This window comes from Methylobacterium sp. GC_Met_3, from assembly GCF_026540775.1.
Lineage (GTDB): Bacteria > Pseudomonadota > Alphaproteobacteria > Rhizobiales > Beijerinckiaceae > Methylobacterium.
Map to the genome: position 1 here is coordinate 19,192 of NZ_JALNUL010000050.1, position 8,433 is coordinate 27,624.

General features: G+C 71.9%; 8 protein-coding genes. 1 reads left to right on the forward strand and 7 read right to left on the reverse strand.

All coding sequences use genetic code 11. From position 1 onward, the window contains the following. Window positions 1–4: 4 nt before the first annotated feature. The 7 genes from OXS27_RS27640 to OXS27_RS27670 all read right to left on the reverse strand — a co-directional run bounded on the left by OXS27_RS27640 (window position 5) and on the right by OXS27_RS27670 (window position 8,058). The gene (locus OXS27_RS27640) at window positions 5–1,162 is read right to left on the reverse strand and encodes a M20 aminoacylase family protein (protein ID WP_267360449.1); all 1,158 of its coding nucleotides are present in this window, start codon (window positions 1,160–1,162) and stop codon (window positions 5–7) included. Window positions 1,163–1,240: 78 nt separating this feature from the next. After that, the gene (locus OXS27_RS27645) at window positions 1,241–2,605 is read right to left on the reverse strand and encodes a DUF3100 domain-containing protein (protein WP_267360451.1); all 1,365 of its coding nucleotides are present in this window, start codon (window positions 2,603–2,605) and stop codon (window positions 1,241–1,243) included. A gap of 316 nt (window positions 2,606–2,921) precedes the next feature. Beyond that, window positions 2,922–4,460 carry an aldehyde dehydrogenase family protein gene (locus OXS27_RS27650; RefSeq protein ID WP_267360455.1) on the reverse strand — a complete coding sequence of 513 codons (1,539 nt, stop codon included), beginning with the start codon at window positions 4,458–4,460 and terminating at the stop codon, window positions 2,922–2,924. Beyond that, entirely contained in the window at window positions 4,460–5,344 is an 885-nt protein-coding gene (locus tag OXS27_RS27655) for an NAD(P)-dependent oxidoreductase (protein ID WP_267360457.1), read from the reverse strand. The genes OXS27_RS27650 and OXS27_RS27655 overlap by 1 nt, the downstream gene beginning before the upstream one ends. Window positions 5,345–5,445: 101 nt before the next feature. After that, window positions 5,446–6,357 (reverse strand): LysR family transcriptional regulator, encoded by a 912-nt coding sequence (locus OXS27_RS27660; protein ID WP_267360459.1) that lies wholly within the window; start codon window positions 6,355–6,357, stop codon window positions 5,446–5,448. Then, a complete protein-coding gene (locus OXS27_RS27665) occupies window positions 6,354–7,595 on the reverse strand; it encodes an amidohydrolase family protein (protein WP_267360461.1) in 1,242 nt (413 codons plus the stop codon). The genes OXS27_RS27660 and OXS27_RS27665 overlap by 4 nt, the downstream gene beginning before the upstream one ends. Window positions 7,596–7,608: 13 nt before the next feature. After that, window positions 7,609–8,058, reverse strand: a complete 450-nt coding sequence (locus tag OXS27_RS27670; protein ID WP_267360463.1) for an Lrp/AsnC family transcriptional regulator — start codon at window positions 8,056–8,058, stop codon at window positions 7,609–7,611. Window positions 8,059–8,205: 147 nt separating this feature from the next. Between OXS27_RS27670 and OXS27_RS27675 the strand changes: the two genes are divergently transcribed. Further along, the coding region (locus OXS27_RS27675; protein ID WP_267360465.1) for an alanine racemase at window positions 8,206–8,433 on the forward strand (228 nt) is incomplete at its 3' end.

Consider the following 8,433-nt stretch of genomic DNA (forward strand, 5'->3'; position numbering starts at 1 on the left):
TCAGCTACCGTCCGCACAGCATGCGCGTACTGACGGCGGCCCAATAGGCCGCTCCGATCGACAGGGCCTCGTCGTTAAAATCGTAGGCCGGATTGTGAAGTGGGGGGCCGCGCTCGGCCCCATCCGTCCCGATCCACGCATAGGCGCCCGGGCAGGCTTCGAGCATGTAGGAGAAATCCTCCGACGCCATGGAGGGCACGACGTCGCCGTGGCGCACCGCGATGTCGGGGACGGCCGCGGCGGCATCGAGCGCGATCCCAGCGGCGTCGCCGCTGTTGACGGTCGCCGGGTATCCGAACCGGTACGAGACCTCGGCCTTGGCCCCATGCGTGGCGGCGGTGCCCCGGGCGATGGTCCCGACGAGCTCCGCGACGCGCTTGCGCACGGCCTCGTCCAGGCACCGGACCGTGCCGCGGATGACCGCGCGGTCGGGGATCACGTTATAGGCGTCGCCGCCGTGGATCTGCGTCACGCTGAGCACGATCGGGTCCGTGGGGGCGATCCGGCGGCTCACGATGGTCTGCAGGGCGAGGACGGTCTCGGAGACGACCACCAGCGTGTCGATGCCGCGCTCCGGCATGGCCGCATGGGTGCCGAACCCGGTGACCGTGATCTCGAACGTGTCGAGGGAAGCCATGATGGCGCCGACCCGGGTTGCGAAGGTTCCCAGCGGCAGGCCCGGCCAGTTGTGCAGGCCGTAGACGGAGTCGCACGGAAACTGCCGGAACAGGCCGTCCTCGACCATGGCGCGTCCGCCGCCCGCGAGCTCCTCCGCCGGCTGAAAGATGAAGTGAACCGTCCCCGTCAGATCGGTGCGCGATGCGAGGTGCCGCGCCGCGCCGAGCAGCATCGCCACGTGGCCGTCATGGCCGCAGGCATGCATCACGCCGGGCGTCCGGGACGCATGGGCGAGGCCGGTGGCCTCTTGGATCGGCAGGGCGTCCATGTCGGCCCGCAGGCCGATGGTCGGGCCGTCGCCCCGGCTCAGGGTTCCGACCACGCCGGTGCGCCCGAGCCCGGTTTTCACCGACAGGCCGCAGGCTGCCAGTTCCCGGGCGACGAGTTCCGCCGTGCGGACCTCTTGGAAGGCCAGCTCGGGATGGGCGTGCAGGTCGCGCCGCCACGCGACCATCCGCTCCACGGTCTCCGCCTCGATGCGCATACGACCACTCTCCGATGCCGGGCGCCGCCGGAGCGCCTCGATCCCCCGTCCAGACCCTACGCCGTTCCGCACGGCGGTTCACCCCAGCGGCGGGTGCATGAAGAACTGGGCGATCAGGACCGCGCCGAGGAAGGTCCCGGCATTGGCCAGGAACGAGACCACGACGATCCGCCAGCCGAGGCGGCGGAACGCGGGCACGTCCTTGGCGACCGAGAGCCCCGCGAAGGTTAGGATCGGCGTGGCCAGCGCCAGGAAGTTGAGCTTGCCGGTCAGGGCGGCGATCTCGGCGGCGTAGGGCGTGCCGGGATAGGTCAGCGCCATGCCGATGATCGAGACCCAGAGGACGGCGGGCAGGCGCCGGCCGAGGAGCAGGTAGAGGCCCCAGCCGGCGAGCACGGTTCCGATGATGATCGCCATCCCGGCCACGACGCTTGCGTCGGGGACGACGCCGTAGGTCAACCAGTTGCCGATCAGCCCGTAGGCGCCGATCACGATCCACGCGAGCACCGTCTCGCCGAGACCGATCCGCACCTCCTGATGGGCCGGGGCGACGCCCTGCGGCTCGGCGGCAGCCGGGCGGGCGGCGTCCGGCTGGTTGCGGCCGAGGATCGGTTCCAGCTTGCCGTAGGCCCAGATCGTGAACGGCAGCGACAGGAACAGGGTGAAGTACGTGCCGATCGTCGTGGTGACGAGGTTGCTGGCCGCTGCGAAGGTGGCGACGTCCTTGGCGACCTCGGGCGTCTGCTGGGCCGCGATCGCCCCCGAGGCCGCGGCCATCATGCTGCCGGACCCGACGCCGGCTCCCATCGCTAGCGCCAGGGGGTTGAAGATGCCTAGGCTGGTGATCAGCCCGGCCAGCAGGGCGATGAACACTGCGCCGAACACCGTGCCGGTCAGGTACTCGGCCAGGACGCCGCGCCCCTCGGGCGAATCCATGCCGTAGCGCTCGCCGATGATGGCGAGGCTCGGCTCGCGGCCGACCGAGAAGGTGGCGCCGATCGCCTCGCGCTTGATGCCGAGCAGGAGCGCGACCGGCAGGCCGAACACCATCGTGCCGAAGAAGTGGCCGAATTCCTGGAAAGCCAGGGCCCAGCCCGAGGCCAGGATCTTCGGCAGCGACCCGCCGACGAGCAGGCCGAGCTTGGCGATGAAGATCAGGAGCGCCGGCTGCAGGTAGGCGCCGGCGGCGTTCTGCAGGGAGCTCGACAGCCGCAGCGGCGCGGGCAGGCGCGGGCTCATCAGCCCCAGCGCGCCGCCGAGGAGCAGGGCCCAGAGCAGCGGAAGCAGCACGATCTTGCCCGCCCCCACCGGGATGCTGACGTTGCCGATCGCCTCCGCGATGACGACGATGACGAGGGCGAGCAGGAACAGCGTGAATTTGCCGCCGCCCGAGACGGACGGCGCGACTGGCCGCGTATCCGTTTCGAAGAGTTCGCTCGCCATCGTCATCCTCCATGCTCTCCCGGGGTTGCCTGTCGCTTCGCCGGTCTTGTCGGTGTTCCGTGCGCGAGGCGCTTCCGCGAGCCATGCCCGAGCCGAATGGAGCGCGGGTCCCCTCTCCCGTGCGGGAGAGGGGCAGGGTGAGGGATCAGGTTTCTCCGGAGAGGGCGCGACGTGAACGCATGTCGATGGTGTGCCCTGTCCTGAGAGTTCTCTTCCCTCACCCCAACCCTCTCCCGCCCGGGAGAGGGGGCCGGTCGCGCTGTCCGAGTTCATGTCGCTCGCCCGTCACTCCGTCGCTCCGCGAGCGGGGACAGTGCTAGCCCACGTAGCCGAAGGTCACGGCCGGCGCGGCGGCGGTCTCGACCCAGACGCTCTTGGTCTGGGTGTAGGCCATCAGCGCCTCGCGGCCCGAGGAGCGGCCGAAGCCCGAGCGGCCGAAGCCGCCGAAGGGCGAGGCCACGTTGATGGTCTTGTAGCCGTTGACCCAGACAGTGCCGGCCCGCAAAGCCGCCGCGACCCGGTGGCCGCGCCCGCCGTCGCCGGTCCACACCGCGCCGGCGAGGCCGTAGGGCGTGCCGTTGGCCAGCGCGACCGCCTCGTCCTCGCCGTCGAACGGCAGGACCGCCAGGACCGGGCCGAACACCTCCTCCCGGGCGATCGCCGCGTCCGGCGCGACGCCGTCCACGATGGTGGGCCCGTAGTAGAAGCCCCCGGTGTCGCGCAGTGAGGCGGGGCAGGCCCCGCCGGTGGCGACCGTGGCCCCCGCCCTTGCGGCAGCCTCGACCATCTCGGCGATCTTGTCCCGCTGGCGCCGGTTGTTGATCGGGCCGATCTGCGTCGCCGGGTCGGTCGGCGCGCCCACCGGGATGCGCGCGGCGGCGTGGGACAGACGCTCGACGAAGGACGCGTGGACCGAGCGGTGCACGAGGAGTCGGGAGCCGGCCACGCAGCTCTGCCCGGCGCCGCCGAAGATCGCGGCCTGCGCGCCGATCAGCGCCCGGTCGAGGTCGGCATCGGCGAACACGATGTTGGCCGACTTGCCGCCGAGTTCCAGCACGCTCGGCACGATGGCGCGGGCTGCGGCGGCGGCGATCTGCGCCCCGGCCTCGGCCGAGCCGACAAACACCACGAGCCGGGTCTGGGGATGGGCCACCGCGGCGGCGCCGGTGGTCGGGCCGGCGCCCGCCAGCACCGAGACGAGGCCGCTCGGCATCCCCTCGGCCCGGTCGCAGAGCAGGCCCAGCGCTAGCGAGGTCAGCGGCGTCAGCTCGGAGGGTTTCAGCACCACGGCGTTGCCGGCGCAGATCGCCGGCGCGATCTGCCAGCCCGCCGTGAAGATCGGCGCGTTCCAGGGGGTGATCTGTACCACGGTGCCGAAGGGCTCGTGGCGGGTGTAGTTCAGGTGCGAGGTCGGGACCGGGATGACGTCGCCGTGGAGCTTGTCGCACCAGCCGGCGTAGTACTCGAACATCTCGGCGACCTTGGCGACCTCGCCGCGCGTGTCGCGGATCGGCTTGCCGGCCGAGAGGGTCTCCAGCTCGGCGAGCGCGCCGGAATGCTGCCGGACCAGGGCGGCTACCGCCCAAAGCGCCCGGCCGCGGGCGGCGGCGCTCATCCCCCACCAGGTACGCTGCGCGTCGCGGGCCGCCGTCATGGCGGCGTCGACCACCGACGGGCCGGCATCGGCGAAGCTTGCGAGTACGCCGCCATCGGCCGGGTTGGTGAGATCGAGGGCGGCGCCGGTCCCGGCGAGGATCTCGCCGGCCACGACGCTGCCGATACGGCCGCCCGGCAGCAGGTCAGCCAGGAGGACGTTCACCCGGTCGGCGGCGGGCGAGTGCGGCGTACCGGACATCAGTGGGCTCCCTTGGGATCGCGGTAATCGGCCATGCGGGTGAAGTCGGCCGTGTCGGGGATGGCGGCCTGCGTGGCCTGCCAGATCCGCTTCACCTCGGCGGAGAGCGGCAGCTCGATTCCGCACGCGGCGGCGAGCTCAAGGGCGAGGCGCACGTCCTTGCGCATCAGGCCGGCCGAGAAGCCGCTGTCGAAGGTGCCGGACTGGACCCAGCGCGGGACCATGATCTCGCTGATCGCGCTGCGGCCGGTCGCAGTGTTCACGACCTTGACCGCCTCCTCGGCCGAGAGGCCCGCGGCCTCGGACAAGCGCAGGGCCTCGCCGGTGGTCACGAGATGGGCCGCCACCAGCAGATTGTTGACGAGCTTGACGATGTTGCCGGCGCCCGACGGCCCGACATGCGGCGCGCGGGCCGACATGGCCTCCAGGACCGGTCGGGCCAGTTCGTAATCCGCCTCCGCTCCGCCGATCATCATGGTCAGGGTGCCCTCGGCGGCGCCGGACGGGCCGCCGCTCACCGGGGCGTCGAGGAGCGCGTGACCAGCCGCGGCGAGGCGCTTGGCGAGGCGCCGGGTCGTGCTGGGATCCGAGGTCGAGGTGTCCACGACGACCACCTTCCGGTCGGTCCGGGACAGCAGGCCGCCCTCGGCGGTGACGACCGCCTCGACGTCCCGCGCCAGCGGCAGCGAGAACACCAGGGCATCGGCTTGGCGCACCACGTCATTGAGGGAGTCGAGGACCGTAATCCCCGCCGCCTCGGCGGCGGGGCGGCGGCCCGTGTCGATGTCGTAGCCCAGGACCGCAAAGCCCTTGCGCGACAGGGTCGCGGCCATGCCCAGACCCATATTGCCGAGCCCGACGACCCCTACCGTTGCGATGGTCATGCCGATCCGTCCTCAACGTGCGGGACGATGATTTCGGCAAACAAGTGTTGCCACAATCATGGATTTCTGCACGTGGCGTGCGGAAATCCAGCACGGTCAGGTCAGGCCGGCGGCGGGCGGAACGCCACCATGTGATCGGCCAGCCAGCCAAGCAGCCGCGCTATGCCCTCGGGCAGCCGTCGCCCGGCGCGGATGACGAGGTGCGCGCTCGCTTCCGAGAGGATGCTGTCGCGCAGCGGCACCGCATCGAGGAGGTCGGCCCGCAGCTCGGCCGCGACTACGAAGCGGGGCAGGAAGGCCACCCCCATGGCCGCCATCACGAAGCGGCGGTGCAGCTCGAAGGAGGCGGTCTCCAGCCGCGGCACCAGTCGGAACCCGCCATCCGCCTCGACGCGGCCGATCAGCTGGCGCACGCCGTGGTCGGGCGGCAGGAGGGCGGCCGGCTCGGTGGCGAAGCTGCGCAGCGCGACCGGCGCCGCCCCGTCGGCGAGGGGGTGCCCCTTCGGCAGGACGGCGAGCAGCGGCTGCCGGGCCGAGACGACGCCGCGGACATCCGGGTGGGCAGGTGGGTTGTAGACGAGGCCGATATCCGCGTCCCCCCGGGCGATGGCCGCGAGGATCCCGTCGGTCGTGCCGATCTCGACCTGATAGGCGATACCCGGATGGTCCTGCGCGAACCCGGCCAGCGCGTTGTCGAGGAGGTCGATCAGGAAGCCGGCGCCGCAGCGCAGGCTGATCGTGCCCCGCTGCACCCCGCTCAGGCGCTTCAGCTGGTCCTCCAGCAGCACCGCCTCGTCGGCCTGCCGCTGCGCGTGCGCGGCGACTAGACGCCCGGCCTCGGTGGGGACCACGCCTCGGGGCAGCCGTTCGAGCAGGGTCTCGCCGACCTGCGCCTCTAGCTCGATGATCTGCCGACTCACCGCCGAGGCGGCGACGTTCAGGACGTCGGCGGCCGCCCGGACCGAGCCCGCGCGCACGACGGCCAGCAGGTAGCGCAGCGCGCGGTCGTTCACGGCGGCGGGTCTCTGGCTGCAACGCCGCGCCGGTCGATCGCGACAACGCCCCGCGCCACGACCAGCACGGGCTCCTGGCGCTCGACGATCACCTGCGGCACGCCGCCGGCCGCGAAGGCGATCAGGTCGGCCCGCGCGCCGGGTACCACCGTCCCCGGACCAAGGCCGAGCACCCGCGCGGGGACGGCGGTAATCGGAGCCAGCAGCGCCGCGAGATCCGCGTCGCCGCGCAGGTCGAACCGGTAGGCGGTGAGCTGGGCCCGGGCGATCATGCTGGTAACCGTAGCGGGGTTCCAGCAGTCGCGGACGTTGTCGGTGCCGAAGCAGACCGGGACGCCGAGTTCCCGCAGCCGCGGGATCGGCGGGCATCGGGCCCCGCCCGGCACGCTGCTGAGGATCGCGACGCCGGCCCGGTTTAGCGCCTCCGCGAGCCCGCCGAGTTCCAGGTCGTCGGCCTCCGCGAGGGCGAAGGCGTGGCTGATCGTGACGTGCCCGCCGAGCCCGGCCGCCACTGTCCGGGCCGCGATCGCCGCGATCGTGTCGAGGCCGGCCGTGCCGCCGTCGTGAAGGTGGATATCGATGCCCCTTCCGTGCCGCTCGGCCAGGGCGAAGACGATGTCCAGATGACCGTCGCGGTCGCCGTCGATGCCGACGGGATCGAGCCCGCCGATGAGGTCGGCGCCCATCCGCAGGGCCGCGTCCAGGTCGTCGGCGACCGGCGGGCAGCCCAGGATCCCGCTCTGCGGGAAGGCGACGATCTGGATCTGCATCCGGTCGGCCCAGCGCGCCCGCAGGTCGAGGATCTGGGCGAGGTGGTCGAGCCGCGTGACATCGTCGATGTCGACATGGGTCCGAAGGCTGGTCGTGCCGCCGCGGAGCATGCGTTCGAGCAGCGCCTCGGCACCCTGCTCGGCGAGCGGGATCCGCGTGGCCCGACGTAAGGCCTTCTCGTCGTGGATGATCGCGCGGACGGACCCCGCTGCCGCGTGCGGGCGCCACGGGAGGCCGAGCAGGCACTTGTCGAGGTGGACGTGCCCGTCCGTCAGGCCCGGCAGCAGCAGGGCGCCGCCGAGATCGATCGTGCGGCCGGCAGGCGGCAGCGGCGCGCCGGGATCCCACAGAGCGGCGACGCGGTCGCCCTTTATGTCGACGGTTGCCCGGCGGCCCTCGGCGAGGGCGGCGTCGTGGAGGCGCAGGTCGCAGGGGGCGTCCGCGCGCGGTTCGGCGATCGACGTCATGGCGGGGCTCCCTTCAGAGCGGCCGGCCCGCGGCCACGACGGTCCGGATGGCGAAACTCGACTGCAGCCGGGCGCCCCCCGGCAGGCGCGACAGGACATCCTTGTGCAGCCGCTCGTAATCGGCCGCGTCGATCACCTTGAGCTTCACGAGATAATCGGCAGATCCGGTCATCAGATAGCAATCCTGCACCTCGGGACAGCGCCGGACGGCCGCCTCGAACCGGTTGAGATAATCCTCGGTCTGGCGGTCCAGGGTGAAGTGGGTGAGGACCACGAGGCCCGGCCCGTCGACCGCGCCGCCGATCAGCGCCGTGTAGCCCCGGATGATCCCGGTCTCCTCCAGCAGCCGCACGCGGCGATGGCAGGCCGAGGCCGACAGGCCGACCGCGGCGGCGAGATCCGCGTTGCTGATCCGGCCGTCGCCCCGCAGGGCCTGGATGATGCGGCGGTCGATCTCGTCCACGCCCGTCTCGCAGAATATTCGAACTGGCCGCAGAAACTTGCACGGCCAAGCTCAAAACTCAAACCTCTTCGAAAGAACGCACGCTTGTTTGACGATCCTTCGTGTAGCCTTCTGACACTGCATCCGAGCGCCGTCCCGTGGGTCGCCATGAGCATGATCGATCGCGATCTCCGGCCCGATGCGGGCCCGGCCGGGGCGGCCTCGGCACTGCTGACGATTGATCTCGCAGCCATCGCGGAGAATTACCGCCTGCTCGCAGCGCAGGCGGGGACCGCGACCTGCGCAGCCGTCGTCAAGGCGGATGCCTACGGGCTCGGCGCCGACCGGGTCGCGCCGGTCCTGGCCGCCGCGGGCTGCCGGCACTTCTTCGTCGCC